The organism is Thiobacillus sp. (assembly GCA_024235835.1).
In the GTDB taxonomy this organism is placed as follows: domain Bacteria; phylum Pseudomonadota; class Gammaproteobacteria; order Burkholderiales; family Thiobacillaceae; genus PFJX01.
The window spans coordinates 476,609-496,838 of sequence record JACKLQ010000001.1; the positions used below are offsets into that span (position 1 = coordinate 476,609).

Annotated in this window: 15 protein-coding genes; 3 read left to right on the forward strand and 12 right to left on the reverse strand. The window is 64.4% G+C overall.

What is annotated here, in order from left to right:
- Nucleotides 1–5: 5 nt before the first annotated feature.
- The 10 genes from ppsA to H6935_02370 all read right to left on the reverse strand — a co-directional run bounded on the left by ppsA (nt 6) and on the right by H6935_02370 (nt 13,916).
- On the reverse strand, nt 6–2,423 hold the full coding sequence (gene ppsA, locus H6935_02325) for a phosphoenolpyruvate synthase (GenBank protein MCP5277180.1): 2,418 nt from the start codon (nt 2,421–2,423) through the stop codon (nt 6–8).
- A 90-nt stretch (nt 2,424–2,513) separates the two neighbouring features.
- The gene (locus tag H6935_02330) at nt 2,514–2,708 is read right to left on the reverse strand and encodes a hypothetical protein (GenBank protein ID MCP5277181.1); all 195 of its coding nucleotides are present in this window, start codon (nt 2,706–2,708) and stop codon (nt 2,514–2,516) included.
- Nucleotides 2,709–2,712: 4 nt separating this feature from the next.
- Nucleotides 2,713–3,300, reverse strand: a complete 588-nt coding sequence (locus H6935_02335) for an RnfABCDGE type electron transport complex subunit A (protein ID MCP5277182.1) — start codon at nt 3,298–3,300, stop codon at nt 2,713–2,715.
- Entirely contained in the window at nt 3,297–3,986 is a 690-nt protein-coding gene (locus H6935_02340; GenBank protein ID MCP5277183.1) for an electron transport complex subunit E, read from the reverse strand. The genes H6935_02335 and H6935_02340 overlap by 4 nt, the downstream gene beginning before the upstream one ends.
- Complete coding sequence (locus H6935_02345) at nt 3,983–4,708, reverse strand: FMN-binding protein (protein ID MCP5277184.1); 726 nt, start codon at nt 4,706–4,708, stop codon at nt 3,983–3,985. Before H6935_02345 ends, H6935_02340 begins: the two co-directional genes overlap by 4 nt.
- A gap of 59 nt (nt 4,709–4,767) precedes the next feature.
- On the reverse strand, nt 4,768–5,829 hold the full coding sequence (locus H6935_02350; GenBank protein ID MCP5277185.1) for an RnfABCDGE type electron transport complex subunit D: 1,062 nt from the start codon (nt 5,827–5,829) through the stop codon (nt 4,768–4,770).
- 70 nt (nt 5,830–5,899) lie between these two features.
- Entirely contained in the window at nt 5,900–6,550 is a 651-nt protein-coding gene (locus H6935_02355; GenBank protein ID MCP5277186.1) for a hypothetical protein, read from the reverse strand.
- A gap of 31 nt (nt 6,551–6,581) precedes the next feature.
- Nucleotides 6,582–7,919, reverse strand: a complete 1,338-nt coding sequence (rsxC, locus tag H6935_02360; protein ID MCP5277187.1) for an electron transport complex subunit RsxC — start codon at nt 7,917–7,919, stop codon at nt 6,582–6,584.
- Nucleotides 7,920–8,032: 113 nt separating this feature from the next.
- Nucleotides 8,033–13,006 carry a 2-oxoacid:acceptor oxidoreductase family protein gene (locus H6935_02365; protein ID MCP5277188.1) on the reverse strand — a complete coding sequence of 1,658 codons (4,974 nt, stop codon included), beginning with the start codon at nt 13,004–13,006 and terminating at the stop codon, nt 8,033–8,035.
- A 37-nt stretch (nt 13,007–13,043) separates the two neighbouring features.
- Nucleotides 13,044–13,916, reverse strand: coding sequence for an RnfABCDGE type electron transport complex subunit B (locus tag H6935_02370; protein MCP5277189.1), 873 nt, complete (start codon nt 13,914–13,916; stop codon nt 13,044–13,046).
- Nucleotides 13,917–14,083: 167 nt separating this feature from the next.
- On the opposite strand from H6935_02370, the gene H6935_02375 reads away from it, so the two are divergent.
- Both H6935_02375 and H6935_02380 read left to right on the forward strand, forming a co-directional pair.
- Entirely contained in the window at nt 14,084–15,100 is a 1,017-nt protein-coding gene (locus tag H6935_02375; protein ID MCP5277190.1) for a LysR family transcriptional regulator, read from the forward strand.
- A gap of 29 nt (nt 15,101–15,129) precedes the next feature.
- Nucleotides 15,130–15,957 carry a kinase/pyrophosphorylase gene (locus tag H6935_02380; protein ID MCP5277191.1) on the forward strand — a complete coding sequence of 276 codons (828 nt, stop codon included), beginning with the start codon at nt 15,130–15,132 and terminating at the stop codon, nt 15,955–15,957.
- Here the strand turns inward: H6935_02380 and H6935_02385 are convergent.
- Both H6935_02385 and H6935_02390 read right to left on the reverse strand, forming a co-directional pair.
- On the reverse strand, nt 15,945–16,709 hold the full coding sequence (locus H6935_02385; GenBank protein MCP5277192.1) for an RNA methyltransferase: 765 nt from the start codon (nt 16,707–16,709) through the stop codon (nt 15,945–15,947). The two genes, H6935_02380 and H6935_02385, sit on opposite strands and share 13 nt — an antisense overlap.
- A complete protein-coding gene (locus tag H6935_02390) occupies nt 16,706–17,587 on the reverse strand; it encodes a pentapeptide repeat-containing protein (protein MCP5277193.1) in 882 nt (293 codons plus the stop codon). Before H6935_02390 ends, H6935_02385 begins: the two co-directional genes overlap by 4 nt.
- Nucleotides 17,588–17,924: 337 nt before the next feature.
- On the opposite strand from H6935_02390, the gene H6935_02395 reads away from it, so the two are divergent.
- Entirely contained in the window at nt 17,925–19,970 is a 2,046-nt protein-coding gene (locus tag H6935_02395) for an elongation factor G (protein MCP5277194.1), read from the forward strand.
- Nucleotides 19,971–20,230 lie beyond the last annotated feature (260 nt).

Sequence of the window (20,230 nt, forward strand, 5' to 3'; positions counted from 1 at the left end):
CCCGATCAGGGCTTCGCCTTCCCCGCCAGCCGCATCCAGGTGGACACCACCGTGTCCGGGTTCAGGGACATGGATTCGATGCCCTGCTCCATCAGCCACTCCGCCAGGTCCGGGTGATCCGACGGCCCCTGGCCGCAGATGCCCACGTACTTGCCGTTGCGTTTGCAGGCCGCGATGGCCTCGCTCAATAGCTTCTTCACCGCCGGGTTGCGCTCGTCGAAGGCGGCGGCCACCAAGCTGGAATCCCGGTCCACCCCCAGGGTCAGCTGGGTGAGGTCGTTGGAGCCGATGGAGAAGCCGTCGAAGCGCTTGAGGAACTCGTCGGCGATGAGCACGTTGGCGGGAATCTCGCACATCATCACCACCTTCAGGCCGTCCTTGCCCCGCTCCAGGCCGTTCTCCGCCAGCACGCCCAGGGCGGCGTCCGCGTCAGCCAGTGTGCGCACGAAGGGCAGCATGATCTCCACGTTGGTGAGGCCCATGTCCTGGCGCACCCGCTGGATGGCGCGGCATTCCAGGGTGAAGGCCCGGCGGAACTGGGGGCTGGCGTAGCGGCCCGCGCCCCGGAAGCCCAGCATGGGGTTTTCCTCGTGGGGCTCGAACTGGGGCCCGCCGATGAGGTTGGCGTATTCGTTGGACTTGAAGTCCGACATGCGCACGATGACCCGATGGGGCCAGAAGGCGGCAGCCAGGGTGCCGATGCCTTCCGCCAGTTTCTCGACGTAGAAGGTGACCGGGTCCGCGTAGCCCTTGGACTTGGCGTCGATGGCGTGCTTCACCTCCTCGGGCATCTTGCGGTATTCCAGGGCCGCGTTGGGGTGGATGCCGATGGCGTTGTTGATGATGAACTCCAGCCGCGCCAGGCCGATGCCTTCATTGGGCAGCATGGCGAAATGGAAGGCCTGCTCCGGGTTGCCCACGTTCATCATGATCTTCACGGGGATGTCCGGCATGGCCTGCATGACCAACTCGGTCTTCTCGAACTTGAGCAGCCCCTCGTAGACATAGCCGTCCTCGCCCTCGGCGCAGGACACGGTCACTTCCATGCCATCCTGGATCGTCTTGGTGGCGTTGCCCGTGCCCACCACCGCCGGCACTCCCAGTTCCCGGGCCACGATGGCCGCGTGGCAGGTGCGCCCGCCCCGGTCGGTGATGATGGCTGAGGCCCGCTTCATCACGGGCTCCCAGTCGGGATCCGTCATGTCCGCCACCAGCACGTCGCCGGGCTCCACATGGTGCATGTCGGAGATGTTGCGGATGACCCGGGCCTTGCCCTGGCCCACCTTGCTGCCGATGGCCCGGCCCTGGGTGATGACGGGCCCTTTCTCCAGCATCTTGAAGCGGGTCTGGACGTTGCCGGCCCGGGACTTCACCGTCTCCGGCCGGGCCTGGAGGATGTAGAGCTTGCCGTCCAGCCCGTCCCGGCCCCATTCGATGTCCATGGGACGCTTGTAGTGCTCCTCGATGGTGATGGCGTAGCGGGACAGTTCCAGCAGTTCCTCGTCGGTGAGGGCGAACTGGTGGCGCAGGTGCAGGGGCACGTCCTCCACCCGGGTGGAACGCTCCGCCACGGACTCGCCGGCGAACACCATGCGGATGGCCTTCTCGCCCAGGGTCTTGCGCACCACGGGGCGCTTGCCCTCCTTCAGCTTGGGCTTGTGCACGTAGTACTCGTCCGGGTTCACCGCTCCCTGGACCACGGTTTCCCCCAGGCCATAGGCGGCGTTGATGAACACAACGTCGCGGAAGCCGGATTCGGTGTCCAGGGTGAACATGACCCCCGCCGCCCCCAGGTCGGAGCGCACCATGCGCTGGATGCCGGCGGACAGGGCCACGGCGCCGTGGTCGAAGCCGTGGTGCACCCGGTAGGCAATGGCGCGGTCGTTGTAGAGGGAGGCGAAGCAGCGCTTCACCGCGTCGATGAGGTTTTCGGCGCCGCGGATGTTGAGGAAGGTCTCCTGCTGGCCGGCAAAGGAGGCGTCCGGCAGGTCCTCGGCGGTGGCGGAGGAACGCACCGCGAAGAGCAGGTCCTCTTCCGCCTCGGCGCACATGAGGCGGTGCTCGTGGCGGATGGCGGTCTCCAGGCCGGGGGGCAACGTGGCTTCCATCATCCAGCCCCGGATTTCCCGGCCCGCAGCAGCCAGGGACACGGTGTCCTCCACGTTGAGGGTTGCCAGCCGGGCGGCGATGCGGTCTGACAGGCCGTCCTTGGCCAGGTATTCGCGGAAGGCATCGGCGGTGGTGGCGAAACCGCCAGGAACCCGCACCCCTTCGTCAGTGAGGTTGTGGATCATCTCGCCCAGGGAGGCGTTCTTGCCGCCCACGTGCTCCACGTCCCCCATGCCCAGGGTCTCGAAGCGAGCCACGTATTGGACGTGTTGCTGCACGCCGGTTTGCGGGGTGGGTTGCACTGCATCGTTCATGACCGTCTCCAAAACTTGCGAAAAGTTGTCCAATACCGCCTTCGTCCGCGTCATTCATTACCGGCTTATCGGCCGGAATGAGCATCCGCTTTATGTATTTTTCGTATCACAGGCATTGCCGCCACAGCCTCCGCTGCCGCAATGGCCACCGCAGGCGCCGCCTTCCTTGCGGAAGGGCCCCAGTTCAGGATGGCGGCGGGCAAAAAGCTTGTAGTAACGGTCCACCACGATGCCCGCCAGCATGATCAGCAGGATCAGTCCGATGGTGACCAGGTAAACGCTCATCCCCTCACTCCCCCGCCCCCAGGCCGGCGAAGCCCATGAAGGCCAGGGAAAGCAGTCCTGCCAGCATCAGGGCCAGGGCCGTGCCCTGGACCACGTTGGGCACGGTGGCCAGGTTGAGCCGCTCCCGCAAGCTGGCCATGAGGGTCAGGGCCAGGGTGAAACCGGCGCCGGCGCCCACGGCGAAGGCCAGGGACTGGAGGAAGCTGTATTCACGGGCTGTCTGGAACAGGGCCACCCCCAGCACGGCGCAGTTGGTGGTGATGAGGGGCAGGTAGATGCCCAGGGCCCGGAACAGGGCCGGGCTGTACTTTTTCAGCACCATCTCCACCAGCTGCACCGCCGCGGCGATGACCACGATGTAGGAAATTAGGCGCAGGAACTCCAGTTCGAAGGTGGTGACCAGGTAATTCAGCCCGTAGGCGCACAGGGAGGCCACCAGCATGACGAAGGTGGTGGCGGCGCCCATGGGCACGGCGGTGTTGAGCCGGGCGGACACCCCCAGGAAAGGACACAGGCCCAGGAACATGGCCAGCACGAAGTTGTTGGCCAGGACCGTGGCGACGAAGATCTGGCCCAGGGAGGCTTCGTTCATGATCGGGAATGGGTAATGGGGGATGGGGCATGGGAGGGGGCGGATGGTGCTTTCCCATCCCTCATCCCCCTTCCCCCATCCCGGGTCTTCAGCCAGTTGAACAGCAGCAGCCAGGCCCCCAGCACGAAGAAGCCGCCGGGGGGCAAAACCATCACCACCCAGGGCTGGAAGTCCGGCCCGAACAGGGAAAAGCCGAACAGCTTGCCGGCCCCCAGGATCTCCCGCACCGAGCCCAGGGCAAAGAGGCCGATGGAAAATCCCAGGCCCATGCCCAGGGCGTTGGTCACGGCCGTCACCGGCCCGTGCCTGGAGGCATGGGCTTCGGCCCGACCCAGGATGATGCAGTTCACCACGATGAGCTGGATGAAGGCCCCCAGGGCCTCGTACACCTCCAGGCTGATGGCGGCGATGAGGTAGTCCACCACCGTGACGAAGGTGGCGATGATGACGATGTAGGTGGCGATGCGTACTTCCTTGGGCACCAGCTTGCGGATCAGGGACACCAGCAGGGCCGAGCAGGTGAGCACGAAGGTGGTGGCCACGCCCATGGCAATGGCGTTCTGGGCGGATACCGTCACCGCCAGGGCCGGACACATGCCCAGCACCATGACGAACACGGGGTTCTGCTTCCAGATGCCCTCCATGAAGTTTTCCATGGGGGTGAGGTCTTGTTGGCCGGGAATCATGTTGGGATGCCTTCGGCAGTGAAGGGGGAAGGGTAAAGGGTGAAGGGTGAAACCCAGGCGGCGCTGCCGTTCTTACCCTTCTCCCTTCCCCCTTCCCCCTTCACTGCTTCCATATTCGGCACCAGCAGGGGCAACAGGCGCTGGGCGCTGTCGTTGATGCCCTTGCCAACGGCCTTGGAGGTCACCGTGGCGCCGGTGATGGCGTCGATCTGCCAGGGCTGGTTCTTGGCACCGTGCTTGACGGTCCTGACGGCGTTGGCCAGGGCCTTCATGTCCGCGGCGAGGCGCACGTCCAGGGCCTGGAAGTTCTTCAGGAAGGCCGCATCGGTGATGATCTTGTCGCCGATGCCCGGGGTCTCCCGGTGGGACACCACGCCGAAGCCGACGATGACCTGGCGCTGGGGGTCGTAGGCGTACAGCACCCGCACCATGTCGGCGTAGCCCATGGCGGCCCCCTCGGCGGCGATGCCTTTGAGCTGTCCTGCCTGATCGTAGGCGGCGTGGAACGCAATTCCCCCTTCCGGCTGATATCCGCTCGCGGGGACGATGCCGGCGCTGCTGGCGTGGAATGACTTCATGCTGGTGGCCCCGGGGATCACCCTGAACACCGCCCGCTCCAGCACGATGCGCTTGTTGGCGGCCACGGCTTCCAGGGTGCCCTGGTAGGCGGAGACGATGAGGATGCCGCACAGGGTGGCCACCAGGCCCAGGGTGACAATCATGGCCCGGCTGGTGGTGGTGGGCCCCGCGGGTGGCGTGGCCATGGACTGGGCAGCCTCGCTCATGGCCGCTTCTCCCCTGCCCCGCCGAAGCGATGGGCGCCGAACACGCGGGGCTGGGTCCACTGGTCGATGAGGGGTGCCAGGGCGTTGCCCAGGAGAATGGCGTACATGACCCCCTCGGTGAGGCCGCCGAAATAGCGGATCATCACCGTCACCACGCCAATGACGGCGCCGTAGATCCATACGCCCAGGGGCGTCACCGGCGAGGTGACCATGTCCGTGGCCATGAACACGGCCCCCAGCATGAGGCCGCCGGAGAGCATGACGAAAAGGGGCTCCGGATAGCGGGTCGGGTCGATGGCCTGGAACAGCCAGGCAACCAGGGCAGCGGAGCCCAGCACGGCCACGGGGATGCGCCAGTCCATGAAGCGCCGGGCCGCCAGGTAGAGGCCGCACACCAGGATGAGGAGGGCCGAGGTTTCCCCCACCGAGGCGGTGGCGGCGCCATTGAGGAAATCCAGTGGCGCAGTGAGCTGGTTGTCGAACTTCCATTTGGCCAGGGGCGTGGCCTGGGACATGCCGTCCAGCATCCGGGTCTTCACCCAGCCGGAGATATCCGGCGGCGTCATCAGCGGCATCGTGAACGTGGTGGGAATGAAGCCGGTGAACCGCCCGGGCAGGTAGGCCGGCACGAAGGTGGTGATGGAAACGGGGAAGGCGGCCTGGACGAAGGCCCGGCCCACCAGGGCGGGATTGAAAACGTTGTAACCCATGCCGCCGAACAGGGCCTTGCCCAGGGCGATGGCTGTAAAACCCGCCACGCTGGCCATCCACAACGGGAAACTGGGTGGCAGCACCAGGGCCAGCAGCAGTCCGGTGATGGTGGCGCTCCAGTCCGAAAGGGTACTGGCGGTGCCTGACATCCAGTTGAAGAAGCGCTCCGTGGCCAGGCAGGTGCCGGTGACGACGAGGGTCAGGGCCAGCACGGACAGGCCGTACTGCCAGAAGGAAAAGGCCAGGATGGGCAGCAGGGCCAGCACCACGTTGAGCATGATCCGCTCGACGCTGACGTCGCGCTTCACATGGGGCGCGGTGCGCAGTTCGGTGAGGGGGCTGCTCATGGCTGTGGGTACCGGGACGACCACGGCGCAACGGAGGTGGCAAGCGTGGTGAATGTCATGTCGGGTCAGGTCAGGCGTGGAGGGCCCGCGGCATTCCGGAAGCAGCAGGCATCATCATCAGGTCCTGATGGTCTGTCCAGGACCGCAGCAGACGGTCCAGTTCCCGGGGATTGGGGCGACGGCCGGCCAGGGGGGCGAAGGCGTCCACCAGCTTGCGGCAACAGGCGAAGAAGCGGGCGTACTGGGGATCGTGCTCGCCACCGGCCAGATAACCACATTCACCCCAGCCCAGTGCCAGCGCTGCTGCTTCCACCCGGCTGTCATAGACGAAGAAGAGTTCGGGGAAGTGGAAATGCAGGTACTTGGAAGCCAGGGAGCGGGCCTGCTCCGGGGGCAGATCGTCGAACACGTCCATGACACGCTTGTGCATCTCGAACACCCGGGCCGGATCAATCTGCTCCGCTGTGGTGAGTCCGGCGAACCAGCGGTCCACGCCTGAATGGCCCAGGCGATAGGCGGTGAACTCGGGGGACACCTCCTCCACCTTCAAGCCATGGTCGGCGCACAGGCGCAGGATCATGCGCAGCTTGTCGGCCACGATTTCACCGCTGATGTGATGCCGATGCAGGTAACAAAGCTCGTAAAGAGCGCGGGTACGCACGTCCTGAGCGGACCGGGCCAGGGTATCGGTGATGAATTCGCGGGTGAGCTGGGGCTGCATGGGTTGCGTAGGTCCTATGGCTCAGGGTTGGTCAGGAAGCGGCTTTCTCGCGCAGGATGCCCTTGGCCACGCGGAACTGCTGCACCAGGGGAATGCTGGAAGGACAGACGAAGGTGCAGCAACCGCATTCGAAGCAGTCGCCCAGGTGATACTCGGCGCCCATGGTCTCGTAGTCCGCCTTGCCGGCCAGCATGCCCAGCATGGATGGGTTCAGGCCCATGGGGCAGGCTTTAAGGCACTCGCCACACTTGATGCAGGGCTTGGCAGTGCGGTTCTCCTCCGCCTGCACGTGGCGGCCGTCGAAGACCAGGATGCCGGACACCCCTTTGGTCACGGGCACGTCCAGGGAGGCCACGGCCTGGCCCATCATGGGCCCGCCCAAAATGATCTCCCGCTCGGTCACGTCCGGGGCACCGGCCCAGGCCAGCACATGGCGCATGGGCGTGCCGATGGGCACCCAGTAGTCTCCGGGCCGGGCGATGCCAGGGCCGGTGACGGTCACCACCCGCTCGGTGAGGCCATGGCCCTGGGGCAGCAGTCGGCCCATCATGGCCAGTGTGCCCACGTTGTTCACCACCACGCCGAACTCGGAAGCCCGCCTGCCGGGGGGCACGTCCAGGCCCATCACGGAGTGGATGAGCATCTTCTCCGCGCCCTGGGGGTACTTGGTAGGCACGGCCACCACGGAGATGGAACCATCGGCCGGCAGCTTGCGGCGGATGGCACCCACCGCGTCCAGCTTGTTGTCCTCCACGCCGATCACCGCCCTGGAGGCCCCCACGGCCCGCATGGCGTAGCCGATGCCCGTGAGCAGGTCGTCGGTGAGTTCCAGCATCATGCGGTGGTCGCAGGTGAGGTAAGGCTCGCACTCGCATCCGTTCACCACCAGGGTGTGGATGGCATGCTCTCTGGGCGGGCTAAGCTTCACGTGGCTGGGGAAGGCCGCGCCTCCCAGGCCCACCAGGCCCGCGTCCCATACGGCCTGGACGATCTCTTCCGGGGGCAGGCCATCCATGTCCCGGGGCTCGCCCCAGGCCAGCTCCTGGACGGAGCCCTCGTATACGCGTATGACAATGCTGTCCACCCAGTTGCCCTGGGCGGTGGGACGGGGCTCGATGGCCTCCACCACGCCGTCCGCCGGAGCGTGCAGGGGCACGGACATGAACCCGTCCGCCCTGGCGATAAGTTGACCGCGTACGACCTCCTGGCCCACCTGGACGGTGGGCACTGCCGGCTTCCCTATGTGCTGCGAGATGGGGAGGGTCATGCGCGGCGCAAAAGGCAACCGACGAATCGGCGTGCCGGCAGTGCTCTTGTTGCCCTCGGGGTGGACCCCGTGGGCGAAAGTCTTGCGCCTGAACAGTTGCATCAAGCGTGAAAAGTGAAACGTGACCTCGCCGCTGTGCGGAAACGAGTGAAACGTGGAAACTCGTGTGGCTGCACCGTTCACTTTTCACCCTTCACATTTCACGTTTCACGGAATCAGTTGAACTTCGCGGCCCGGGCCATCAGCTTGTCGACGCCCGGCTCGTTCATGTTCCAGGGGGTGCCCGGGTGGATGCAGCCCGCCGTGCACTTCTCTGCCGCCTTCACCAGATTGGCGAAGGTGGTGCCCTGGGGATTGATCACCACCACCTGCTTCTGGTCGTTGTACTGGAAGGCCTTGGGCGCCAGGTTGGTGCACTCGTCGCAGGCGGTGCACTCCGGGGTCTCGATCCACACGGCCTCGTAGCCGTCTGCATTTGCGGCCGGCCGACCGCTGGCCACGGGAGCCGCTGTGGACGACGCCACAGGGGCGTCCACCGCCACGACACCACCGAAGGCCGCCAGGCTGGCGGACAGCTTCTGCACCAGCTCGGCCCGGGCCCTCTCGGCGATGGCTTCCTCGTCCACGGCGGGCCGGTCCAGGCCGGCCACGTTCTTCAACTGCTTCCAGAAGTTCTGCCGCTCGAGGCAGGACTTCACCAGTTCCTGGGACACGATCACCCGCATCAAGCGGTTCTTCTTGTCCACGGCCCAGATGTAGGGGAACTTGCCGTCCCGGTCTTCCTCCTCCATCTTGAGGAAGTCCGCGAGCGCAACCATGTCGTCGTTCCAGGTCTCGGGCGGGGCCTTCTTGAACTGCTTGGCGAAGCGGCCTTCCGTGAGGGCGAAATCGGCAAAGGTAAAGGGCAGCACCATCTTCTGCTCGTTGCCCTCCTCGTCCTTGTATGCCAGGGTGTACTCGGGCCAGTCGTCCTCCATGGCGGGGTTGCCCTCCAGGGAGACGCACTCGCTGAAGGTGACGCCCAGGTCCGGGTCGTACCTGAACAGGGGATAGGCGCGGGACTCCACCGCCATCTTGGACTGCTCCACGGAGCGGTCATCGCCCACGCCGTGCTCCACGGGACACACGGCGTAGATGTTGAACAGGGCGGGACGGCGGGAATTGAGGCCTTCGATGTAGCCCTCGATGAGGTGGGTGGGACTGGAGATGGCGCTCTGGAGCACGTAGCTGGTGCGGTGGGCCATGCCGATAAGACTCATCTCCTTGCGCACTTCCTGCTTGCCCTTTTTCGCCTTGCCATAGGGGGACATGTCCGCCACCTGGCCGACGAAGGTGGAGGTGGCAGCCTGGCCGCCGGTGTTGGAGTACACCTGGGTGTCCACCACCAGGATCTTGACGGGCTTGCCGGTCATGAGGGCCCGGGACAGGTTCTGGAAGCCGATGTCGTACATGGCGCCATCACCGCCGATGGCCACCACGGGCGGGCACAGCTTCCATTCCTCGTCGCTGAATTTCTCCCAGGTGAAGTGGGTGAAGAAGCTTTCATGCTCATCCGGGTTGTAGCCCTTTTCCAGTTCGATCTCGGCCATGCGCACGGCCTTGAAGCCTTCCGCCATCTTGGACATGTGGCCCTCGAACAGGCCCAGAGCCACGGAGGGGGAGTCCTGGAACAGGTGGGAAGTCCAGGGGAATGGATAGGGGTTGTAGGGGAAGGTGGAGCCCCAAACGGAAGTGCAGCCGGTGGAGTTGACGATGCCCATCTCGGCCCGCCCCCGCCGGGTGGGGCCTTCGACGTAGCGCCAGCGCAGGTCCTTCAGCTTCTCCAGCAGCTGGGTGGCCCACTTGAGCCACTTGGGATCGATGGGCTGGCCGACGCTGCGGGCGGAAAGCTGCTGGGACAGGGCCGCCAGGGTCAGGTCATGGCCCTGGTTGGCGTCCACGGCTTCCATGACGGCGCGGGTGTCGGTGAAGTCCACACTTTCAGTGAGCTTCATGCGGATGTGCTTTTCCAGGCCCATGACCAGACCGTCGATCTTCTCCACGAAGCTCTTGACCCGGGGCTGCATCAGGGCGGTGACGGTGCCGGTGAAGAGGTGGATGGCGGTCTTCTCGCCGCACCCCAGGCAGGCACCGTCGCCGCAGGCCATGGAGTTGTAGTTCTTCTTGTCCAGCAGCAACGTCTCCAGGGCGCCGATCTTCTCGTCCAGATCGTCGATGCGGCTGAACTTCTGGGGCGTGGTGGGCAGGTCCAGCCAGAATTTCCAGTCGCGGCGCAGCACCTCGATGGATTCCGGCGTCTGGGTCACCATGCGCAGGGCATCGTCCTCGCAGACCTCCACGCATAGTTGGCAGCCCTTGCAGGTGTAGGGGTTCACGGTAATGGAGAACAGGCCACCGGCACCCTTGGCCTTCTTCTCCCGGGTGGTCCAGTAGGGCTTGGTGGCGGCAAACTTGAAGCCGCCCATGGCGTCCTTCAGCAGCTCGAACTCCGCCGCCAGTTTGTCCCTGTCCTCGCCCTGGGCCGGATCCTCGGCGAAGGTCTCGGCCATGGCCAGGTCGAACAGGGCGCGCACGTCCACGCCGTCCTTCTCCAGCTTGCCCTTCAGCTTCTTCTCGATGGTGCGGCTAGCCTTGCGCAGGAAGCGAGTGGGCCGTCCGCCCAGTTCGATCTTCTGCACCGCGGTGTTGAGGATGTCGGCCACGTCGGACACCAGGCCGGGGATGGCGGAGTCCGGGCACTCGGTATAGCAGTTGCCGCAGGCGGTGCAGTTCTCGGCGATCCACTCAGGATGCTCGAAGCGGATCTGGGTCATGTCCCGGAACACGCCGGTGACGGCGGGGATCAGCGCCATGCCCATGAAGGGGTCCACCATGTTGTCCGAGCCCTTGCCGGCAGCATAGAAGCTGCCGGTGGCTTCCCAGAAGCGGTGGATGTCGGCAGGCTTGAAGGCCTTCTCGCCATCGCCCTCGGGCTGTTCCTTCAGCATCACCGGCAGCATTGGGGCCGTCCTGGCAGCCACCTGGCGGACACCCACCTTCTTCAGCTCGGCGGGGATCTCGTGAAGTTCCTCGTAGCCCCGCTTCACAACCCGCAGGTTGTCGTCCACCACCCGCTTGCCCTTCTTGCCGAACTTATCGTTGAGCTGGCTTTCGATGGCCTTGAACAGGGTTTCCTCATCGAAACCGGCCCGCTGCATCACGTCGGAGGCGTGGAAGAAGGCGCCCTGGAAGGCGTTGCCCTGCATGCGCAGCTGCAGGTCCGGGTTGCTGGCCTCTTCCCGGGCGATCTTGAAGGCGTCCAGGTAGAACACGCGGATGCCGTTGTCGGCGATGAATTTCTGGGCATGGACCGGGAAGCTGGCCCACAAGGCCTCGGGGCTGTCCAGGTTGCTCTGGATGATGAACACGCCGCCCTTGGCCAGACCGCCCACGGCATTGGTGTGGCCGAACACGGAGGGGTCGGGGGAGAGCACCACGTCCACGTTGGTGTATTCGCAGTTGATGCGGATGGGTTCCGGAGCCGCCGACAGGTAGTAGGTGGTGGGCATGCCCTTCTTCTCGGAGCCGTACTTGGGGTTGGCCTTGATGTCCCAGCCCAGCAGCTCGTACAGGGTCATGGCCAGGTTCTTGCCGGTGGTCACCGCGCCCCAGCCCCCCACGGAGTGCATGCGCACGGCGATGGCTTTCGCCGGCAGCAGGTTGGGGTTCACGGACCCCTTGAGGGCCATTTCCTTGATGCGGGGATAGGCTTCCTGCAATTCCTGCTGGCGGATCTCCTGCTTGGGATTGGCGCTCTGGTCCCGCACGAAATCCACGGAGAGGTAATAGAACGGCCGCTTGGTACCGCCGGGCAGCATGTTCTCCACCGCCGCCACCAGGCCTTCCGGTTGCAGGTCCCGGGAACCCAGGCCGTAACACCCTGAATACAGGCGGGGCATGTCCTTGGCGGAGGCGTAGCTGGCATATCCAGCGTAAGGCTTGTCGCCCTCCGCGCCGCCGTTCTCCAGGCACTTGGTGACACTGGCGCGTACTTCCCGCATGAGGGGCAGGTCTTCGGACAGGGGCTGGTCGGTGCGCTCCAGCACGGCCACACCCTTCTTGCCCTTGAGCACATGGCCCAGCACGTCCCCCGGGAAGGGGCGGAACAGGGTCATGTTGATCACGCCCACCTTGAGCTTCTTCTCCTGGCGCAGCCAGTCGGCCACGGCCTCGGCCTGCACGCACATGCTGCCCTGGCCCAGGATGACGTATTCGGCGTCGTCGCAGCGGTATGTCTCGACGCGGTCATAGCGGCGGCCGGAGAGTTCGGTGAACTCCGCCATGCAGCGGTCCATGATTTCAGGGATGTGCTGGAAGAAATAGGGACGCTGGGCCGCCACGGTCTGCATGTAGGCGTCCTGGTTGGCCACGGCGCCGGAAACCATGGGCATGTCCACGTCCCAGATGGCGGGCACCCGGCGGCGCCTGGGGCCGTAGATCAGTTTCTGGGCGGGGGTGGGGGTGTCGATGATGTCGTCGGGCTTGCCCAGGTACTCCTGCACGAAGTCCTTCTCGGGCACCAGCACCGGCTCGATGAGGTGGGTGGTAAGGAAGCCGTCCATGCCCACGATGGCGGGGGTAAGGGACAGTTCGGCGGTCTTGCGGGCGATCATGTTCAGGTCGGCGGCCTGCTGGGCGTTCTTGGCGAACACCTGGATGAAGCCCGTGTCGTCCACGCAGTGGTAGTCGTCATGGCCGCAGTGGACGTTCAGGGTGGCCTTGGTGATGGCGCGGCAGCCCAGGTTCAGCACGTAGGGCAGGCGCTTGCCCACGGCGCCGTAGAGGGATTCGTGCATGAAGGCCACGCCCTGGGCGGAGGAGAAGTTGGTGGCGCGCAGGCCGGTCATGGCCATGCCCGCGGTGACGCCGGCTGCGGCGTGCTCGGATTCCGGCTCCACGAAGATCAGGGGCTTGCCGGAGATGTTGACGTGGCCGGCGGCGGCGGATTCGGCCCAGTACTCGCCCATCTGGGTGGAGGGCGTGATCGGATACGCGCCAGCGGCGTCGGAGGCTTCCCGTTCAATCAGGATGACCGCGGTGTTGCCATCGATGGCATCCCTGACACCGGGATACTTCACGACCTTGGCCTCGGACTGGGTGCCGCCGCCGGTTTTCTCCAGCAGATGCTTCTCGAACAGTTGCTTAATCATCGGGTTTCTCCTCTCGACAACCGCGTCGGCCCTGGGCCTAGAGCGCACTTTCCATGGGCAGGGGCTCGGTGCGCACGATGCGCTTCGCTTCCCTGCCCTTGTTGATCCTGCCATCGTCCAGCCAGACGATGGCTCCGCTGGGGCAACGCTCGATCACCTTGGGCGTGGCCAGCTTGTTCCTGCTGTAATCGATCACGGCCAAGTCCCGATCCAGGTGCATGAGGCCCGCGGGTGCATCGGCCACGCACTTGCCGCAGGCGGTGCAGGCCACCTCGCACTGCAGTTCGGCGGTGTCGCCGTCGGCGTGGTTCTTGCAGGCCACCCACAGGTGATGGGATAAAGGCTGCAACGAAAACAGGTCCTTGGGGCACACGTCCACGCAGTCGCCACAGGCGGTGCATTTGGCCGTGTCCACCACGGGCAGGCCGAACTGGTTCATGCTGATGGCATCAAACCCGCACTCGGTCTCGCAATCGCCCAGGCCCAGGCAACCCCAGGCGCAGGCCTTGCCGCCGCCTCCCACCACCGCCGCGGCGCGGCAGGAACTGAGGCCCTGGTAATGGGCCCGCATGCGGGCCACGTGGCGACCGCCGGCACAGGCCAGGCGGGCCACCCGTTTTTCCAGGGTGCCCATCTCGACGCCCAGGAACTTGGCGATGTAGCCGTTCATGTCAGGGGCATTCACCGTGCACTTGGCCGGCTCGATCTGGCCCGCCACCACCTGCTCGGCGAAGTTGCGGCAGCCGGCGGTGCCGCAGGCCCCGCAGTTGGACTTGGGCAGGAGTTCCTCCACCTGCTCGATGCGGGGATCCTCGTAGACGTAGAGGCGCTTGTTGGCCATGGCCAGAAGCCACGCCAGAAATCCGCCCAGCAGGGCCATGAAGATGCCGGCAAACAGCAAATTGCTCATCCGCTCCTCTCCGTCAAACCCGACAAAATCTGTCGGAATTAAGGACCATCTAGTCTTAATTGTTGCGGATTGAAGTCTAAGAATTTTTTAATGATTGAATGATGCAATTATTTCAATTATGTGTATTGAATGCTTTAATGTGAGTGGATTGGACACCGGAGACGACCATGCGTGAAGACTCCCCTCTCTACTACAAGAACAGCCGTCTCAAGCAGTTGCGGGCATTCTCCCAGGTGGTGCGCAGCGGCAGCATCTCCAAGGCCGCGGAAAAATTGTTTCTGTCCCAGCCTTCGGTGTCCCTGCAGGTCCAGGCCCTGGAACGGGAACTCAACGCCACCCTGTTCGAGCGCCGGGGCCCCAACCTGAAGCTGACGCCGGAGGGCGAGGTGCTCTATCAGCTGGCAGACCCCCTGGTGGAGGGCATCGACCGGCTGCAGGAGAACTTCACCGCCCATTTCGGCAAGATCGATTCCGGCGAATTGAACATCGGCGCGGGGGAATCCACCATCCTCTACATCCTGCCGGAACCGGTGCGACGTTTCGTCCAGGCCTATCCGGGCGTATCCCTGAAGATGCACAACGTCACAGGCCGGGACGGCCTGAAGATGCTACGGGGGGACGAGATCGACTTCGCCGTGGGTTCCATGCTGGATGTGCCTGAAGACATCGAATACACCCCCGTGGTCACCTTCGACCCCATGCTGATCGCCCCCAAGGATCACCCCCTGGCCGTCAAGGACCGGAAAGGCGGCAAGGTCACACTGGAGGACGTGAGCCACTTCGGCCTGATCCTGCCCCCCAGCCATCTGTCCACCTGGCGCATCGTCAAATATGTGTTCCAGCAGCACAACCTCACCTTCTCCGTGACCCTGGAGGCGGGAGGCTGGGAGGTGATCAAGAAATACGTGGAACTGGGCATGGGCATTTCCATCGTCACCGACATCTGCCTGACGGGCGACGAAAAGCTGGCCCGCATCCCCCTCACCGAGTATTTCCCCCAGCGAGGCTACGGCCTGGTACTGCGCAAAGGCCGCTTCATGTCGCCCCAGGCCCGCCGCTTCATCGAGATCATGGAAAGCGTCTATGCGGACGGGCAGAATCTACCCCGTCCCAAGCCTTCCAGCGGCACCGGCAACCTGGATGCCCTGGCAGACGAACTCTACATCGGCCCCGACGTGCCCTGATTCCACCCAGACTGTCCCGAGAGTCCACCATGCCCCCTGCCCGCCCGGTCTTCTTCATCTCCGACCACACCGGCATCACTGCCGAGGTCATCGGCAAGAGCCTGCTGTCCCAATTTCCGGGACAGCACTTCCACGTCATCAACATGCCTTTCATCGATTCCCTGGAGAAGACCCGGGCAGCGGCCAGGCAGATCCATGATGCCTGGGAGCACGACGGCATCCGACCCATGGTCTTCTCCACCCTGACCGACCCGGAGGCTCGGGCGGTGTTCAATGAATGCAAGGCCCTGGTGATGGACATCTACGGTCACTTCCTGGGCATGATGGTGGACGAACTGGGCATCCAGCCCCAACCCAAGCGGGGCCGGGCTCACGGCATGAAGGACTTTGGCACCTACCATTCCCGCATCGACGCGGTGAACTTCACCCTGGATGTGGACGATGGCCTGAGCCAGGCAAAATATGCCATGGCGGACTTGATCCTCGTAGGTGTGTCCCGCAGCGGCAAGACCCCCACGTCCCTGTACATGGCCATGCAGTACGGCCTGCGGGTGGCCAACTACCCCCTGACGCCTGAGGATTTCGAGCAACCCGGCCTGCCCCGGACCCTCAAGCCCCACATCCACAAGCTGTGGGGCTTGACCCTGGCGCCGGAACGCCTGGCCCAGATACGGGAGGAACGCCGCCCAAACAGCAGCTACGCCTCCCTGGAAACCTGCCAGAACGAGTTGCAGGAGGCCGAATCCCGCATGCGGGACTCGGGCATCCCAGTGGTGGACAGCACCCACCGCTCGGTGGAGGAGATTGCCGCCCTCATCAAGCAGTGCCTGCCGCCGCTGCCGGATCAGGAGATCTGACGCACCCGCTCGAACAGGCACACGGCCGCGGCCGTGGCCACGTTGAGGGACTCCACCCGTCCGGGCATGGGAATGGAAAAGGGTTGGCAGGCCGCCTGCAATTCCCGGCTCAATCCAGCCCCTTCATTGCCGAAAGCGAACCCCACCCGGCCTGACAGGTCCAGGTCGTAGAGACTTCGAGAAACTCCCAGCATTCCGGCATAGACCGGGCCTGGGAAGTCCCTGGCCACAGATTCCAGGTCAACACCTTCCTGGACGGCAAGCTGGAACTGGGCCCCCTGCCCGCCCCTCAGGCATTTGGGCGACCAGGCCTCGGCGCAGCCCTTGGACAGGCAGACCCGATGACCGCCAGCGGCAGCGGCCACCCGCAGGAGGGCCCCCAGGTTGCCCGGGTCCTGGATGTCCTCCAGCAACAGTATGAAACCCTCGTCGTCCGTCACCCGCTCTGGGATGTCCAGCACCGCCAGCACACCCGTGGGGGTTTCCACGGGGGAAAGTGCGGCGAACAGGCCATCCGCCAGGGAGATGGAAGGAACCGGGCCCAGACGGTACAGCCAGGCCGCCAAGGCCGTTTGTGGATAGCTCTCGGCGAAGGCCAGCAGACAGGGCTTCAAGCCAGCCTGGAGGGCAGCCTCCAGCAAATGTTCGCCGTCCAGCAGGGTTTGGCGTTGCCCCCGCCGGTCCCTGGCATTCCGGGCCAGCCCGTGGAGATGACGGAAGGTGGGGTTATCCCGGGAGGCGATGTGCTTCAGGGACACTGTCCGACGGCCCCTTCGCCGCACTGATGGCCATCCGGCCAGACCGCCCGCTCCAATTGCGCGCCCTCAAGGCGCACCCCTTCCAGGCGCGCATCTTGCAAGACCGCGAATCGCAGGTCGGCCTGGGACAGGTCCGACCCCGTCAAGTCGGCGCCGGTGAGATCCGCGCCAGAAAGATTGATGCCCTTGAGGTTGGCATTGCGCAGGTTAGCGTGGTTGAGCGCGGCGTAGCTCAAGTCGGCCTGGGACAGGTTGGCCCCTTCAAGGTTGACCCGCTCCATGCGCGTGTTTCTGGCCACGGCTCCCGGCGCGGCCAGACCCCGCTTGTCGCAGCGACCCCAGTTGACGGCCTCGGCAAGGGGAGCGCCGCATGTGGCCACCAGGCTGATCCCGGCCTGGATTCCAGATCCACCCTTTTGCGCCTGCCAGATGAAAAAAATCGCCCCCACCAGGACAAGAACTGCCAGCAAGCCGGCCACCACGGGGGGGCGCCGGCCCTGCTGCTTTTGCAGCAAGGTATCGGTTTGGGCCTGGTCCTGGACCAGGGCTTGACGCACGCGCCGTTCCATGGCCAGGTCATGGGGTTCAGCCAGATCGATGTCGGAGGTGTCGTGCAGCCAGCGGCGCCGGGCCTGGGCCCGCTCCTCCCGCCAGGACTGCCGGTTCATCTCGCCCTGCTCCGACGGCGGCGTCTTCTCGGGCTCGAACTGGCCGCTTTCCACGATGGTCAGCCAGTCCACCTGGTCAAGGCTGATTTCCCAGGCCGGGGTGACCTCTCCGTTCTGGAGGAATTCCCGGACCTGTAGCGCGGGAAAGGGTCCGATGACCGAGGCACCGGGACTTTGGCGTAGATACCAGAGGGGCTGGGACATCGCTTCCTGATGCTGTCGTGACGGGCTGTGCAGCATTGTCCCACTGTAGGGGCAAAAAAAAAGCCCGGTCGGGTGACCGGGCTAAATCCACCTAAGGAGGAGGATGGAGGAGACAACACTGATAATGCTTAGGGAGTAAGCATCGAGCACCAGTGTCATAAGCATTTTCTAATATTGATGTTTTCGAAACAACCCAGTCTTGAAACATCGAAAATGGCCATGTGGCGGTGTGTTGCAAAATCACAACAAATACCCGGGACTGAACCTACCAAACACTAATTGACGGTGTAGCCAGGAAAGAGGACGCTACCACTAGTATTCAGCCAAGGAGAAGAACATGCCCTCATCATCCCCTCTAAACATAAGAACACTGGCCCTGGTAGGTCATGGCGGCGCAGGGAAGACCACCCTGGCCGAGGCCCTGCTGGCCCAGGCGGGGAGCATCAGCACCATGGGAAGCGTCGAAAAGGGAGATACCGTCTGTGATTACGACCCCCTGGAGAAAGCCCACCTCCATTCCGTGAAGGTGGCGGTAAGCCACATGACGTCGGCAGAGTGCGACATCCACCTGCTGGACACCCCCGGCTACCCGGATTTCATGGGCCAGGCCCTGACGGCCCTGGACGCCGTGGACACCGTTGCAGTGGTCCTGGATGCCAAAAAGGGCATCGAACTCACCGCCCACCGCATGATGCACTGGGCCCAGACCCGCAAGCTGTGCCGCATGGTCATCGTCAACAAGATCGACACCCCGGACACTGACCTCTCTGCCCTGCTTGAAGAAATCCAGACCGCCTTCGGCCGGGAGTGCCTGCCCATCAACCTGCCGGCCGCAGGTGGCAGCGAGGTCACGGACTGTTTCTTCAATCCCGGCGGCAATGCCGACTTCTTGGGAGTGGAGGCCGCCCACGGCGCCCTGATCGACCAGGTAGTGGAGGTGGACGAAGACCTCATGGCCACCTACCTGGAACAGGGACACGTATCGCCCGAGCAACTCCATGCCCCCTTCGAGCAGGCCCTGCGGGAAGGCCACCTGGTGCCGGTCTGCTTCGTTTCCGCTCGCCAGGGCACCGGCGTCAAGGAACTGCTGGACATCGTCGTCAAGCTGCTGCCCAACCCCACTGAGGGCAATCCTCCCCTGTTCGTGAAGGGCGAAGGCGAAGCGGCCAAGCCCATCCTGGCGGAGCCGGACCCGGCCAAGCATGTGCTGGCCCACGTGTTCAAGGTGGAGATGGACCCCTACGTGGGCCGTACCGCCGTGTTCCGCGTGCACCAGGGTACCGTCACCCCGGATTCCCAGCTCTACATCGGCGAGCTGCGCAAGCCCTTCAAGGTGGCCCACCTGTACCGCCTCCAGGGCAAGAAGCTGGAACCCGTGGACGCCTGCGTGCCCGGCGACATCTGCGCCGTCACCAAGGTGGACGACCTTTCCTTCGACTCCGTGCTCCACGATGCCCCCGAGGATGACCACATCCATATGCGGCCCCTGGACTTTCCCCATGCGGTGTTCGGCCTGGCGGTGCGTACCAAGAAGAAATCCGACGTGGACAAGCTGTCCGAAGTGCTGCACAAGCTCGTCATCGAGGATCCCGCCCTCCATGTGGAGCACGATCCCACCACCCACGAGGCGGTCATCCGCGGCCTGGGCGAAACCCACCTGGCCTCGGTGCTGGAAAAGATGCGGGAGCAGTTCCGCCTGGACGTGGACACCCATCCGCCCTCCATTCCCTACCGGGAGACCATCACCCAGGCCGCCGAGGGCCACCACCGCCACAAGAAGCAGACAGGCGGCGCGGGCCAGTTCGGCGAGGTCTTCCTGCGCATCGAACCTCTGGAGCGGGGTGCCGGATTCCAGTTCGTGGACGCGGTGAAGGGGGGCGTCATCCCCGGCACCTTCATCCCCGCCGTGGAGAAGGGTGTAAGACAGGCCATGGAGGGCGGCGTGCTGGCGGGCTTCCCATTGCAGGACGTGCGCGTAACCGTCTATGACGGCAAGACCCATCCCGTGGACGGCAAGGAAATCGCCTTCGTCACCGCCGGCCGCAAGGCTTTCCAGGAAGCGGCGGCCAATGCCCGGCCCATCATCCTGGAACCCATCGTGCGCATCGAGCTAACCACCCCGGAAGCCACCATCGGCGACGTGAGCGGCGACCTTTCCGGGCGACGGGGCCAGATCACCGGCCACCAGACCGGCCGGGGCGGCATGCTGACCCTGCTGGGCCAGGCCCCCCTGGCGGAACTGGAAAGCTTCCAGTCCCGGGTCAAGTCACTGACCGGCGGCCAGGGTTCCTACAGCCTGGAATTCAGCCACTTTGACCCGGTGCCGCCCCTGGTGCAACAGCAACTGGCGGCCAGGTTCAAGCCGGCGCAGGAAGAGGACTGAAGGGCAGGACGTCTGAACTTACAAAAAAGGGGCCTGGAGGCCCCTTTTTTCATCACTCCCACTCTATTGTAAACAAGACATTTTTATCTTTTATATTCAATGGCTTATTTTCCTGCTAATTGGTAATACCATGAAAAATACCATGCTCAGAAAAGGCTTAACAATATTTTGAAAAATTGCCTACTGAGCGCTGCCGCACAGCTCCATAGGCCGCTTTCCTGGCTTTGCTTCCAGATGTATGCTCTTCTGCTCCTGCAGCT

Bases quoted from the DNA above. Each gene is read 5' to 3' on its own strand.
- H6935_02395 (MCP5277194.1), top strand. From the start codon at position 17,925: ATGCCCTCATCATCCCCTCTAAACATAAGAACACTGGCCCTGGTAGGT.
- rsxC (MCP5277187.1), bottom strand. From the start codon at position 7,919: ATGCAACTGTTCAGGCGCAAGACTTTCGCCCACGGGGTCCACCCCGAG.
- H6935_02335 (MCP5277182.1), bottom strand. From the start codon at position 3,300: ATGAACGAAGCCTCCCTGGGCCAGATCTTCGTCGCCACGGTCCTGGCC.
- ppsA (MCP5277180.1), bottom strand. From the start codon at position 2,423: ATGAACGATGCAGTGCAACCCACCCCGCAAACCGGCGTGCAGCAACAC.
- H6935_02390 (MCP5277193.1), bottom strand. From the start codon at position 17,587: ATGTCCCAGCCCCTCTGGTATCTACGCCAAAGTCCCGGTGCCTCGGTC.
- H6935_02375 (MCP5277190.1), top strand. From the start codon at position 14,084: ATGCGTGAAGACTCCCCTCTCTACTACAAGAACAGCCGTCTCAAGCAG.
- H6935_02370 (MCP5277189.1), bottom strand. From the start codon at position 13,916: ATGAGCAATTTGCTGTTTGCCGGCATCTTCATGGCCCTGCTGGGCGGA.
- H6935_02365 (MCP5277188.1), bottom strand. From the start codon at position 13,006: ATGATTAAGCAACTGTTCGAGAAGCATCTGCTGGAGAAAACCGGCGGC.
- H6935_02350 (MCP5277185.1), bottom strand. From the start codon at position 5,829: ATGAGCAGCCCCCTCACCGAACTGCGCACCGCGCCCCATGTGAAGCGC.
- H6935_02340 (MCP5277183.1), bottom strand. From the start codon at position 3,986: ATGATTCCCGGCCAACAAGACCTCACCCCCATGGAAAACTTCATGGAG.
- H6935_02330 (MCP5277181.1), bottom strand. From the start codon at position 2,708: ATGAGCGTTTACCTGGTCACCATCGGACTGATCCTGCTGATCATGCTG.
- H6935_02345 (MCP5277184.1), bottom strand. From the start codon at position 4,708: ATGATTGTCACCCTGGGCCTGGTGGCCACCCTGTGCGGCATCCTCATC.
- H6935_02380 (MCP5277191.1), top strand. From the start codon at position 15,130: ATGCCCCCTGCCCGCCCGGTCTTCTTCATCTCCGACCACACCGGCATC.
- H6935_02355 (MCP5277186.1), bottom strand. From the start codon at position 6,550: ATGCAGCCCCAGCTCACCCGCGAATTCATCACCGATACCCTGGCCCGG.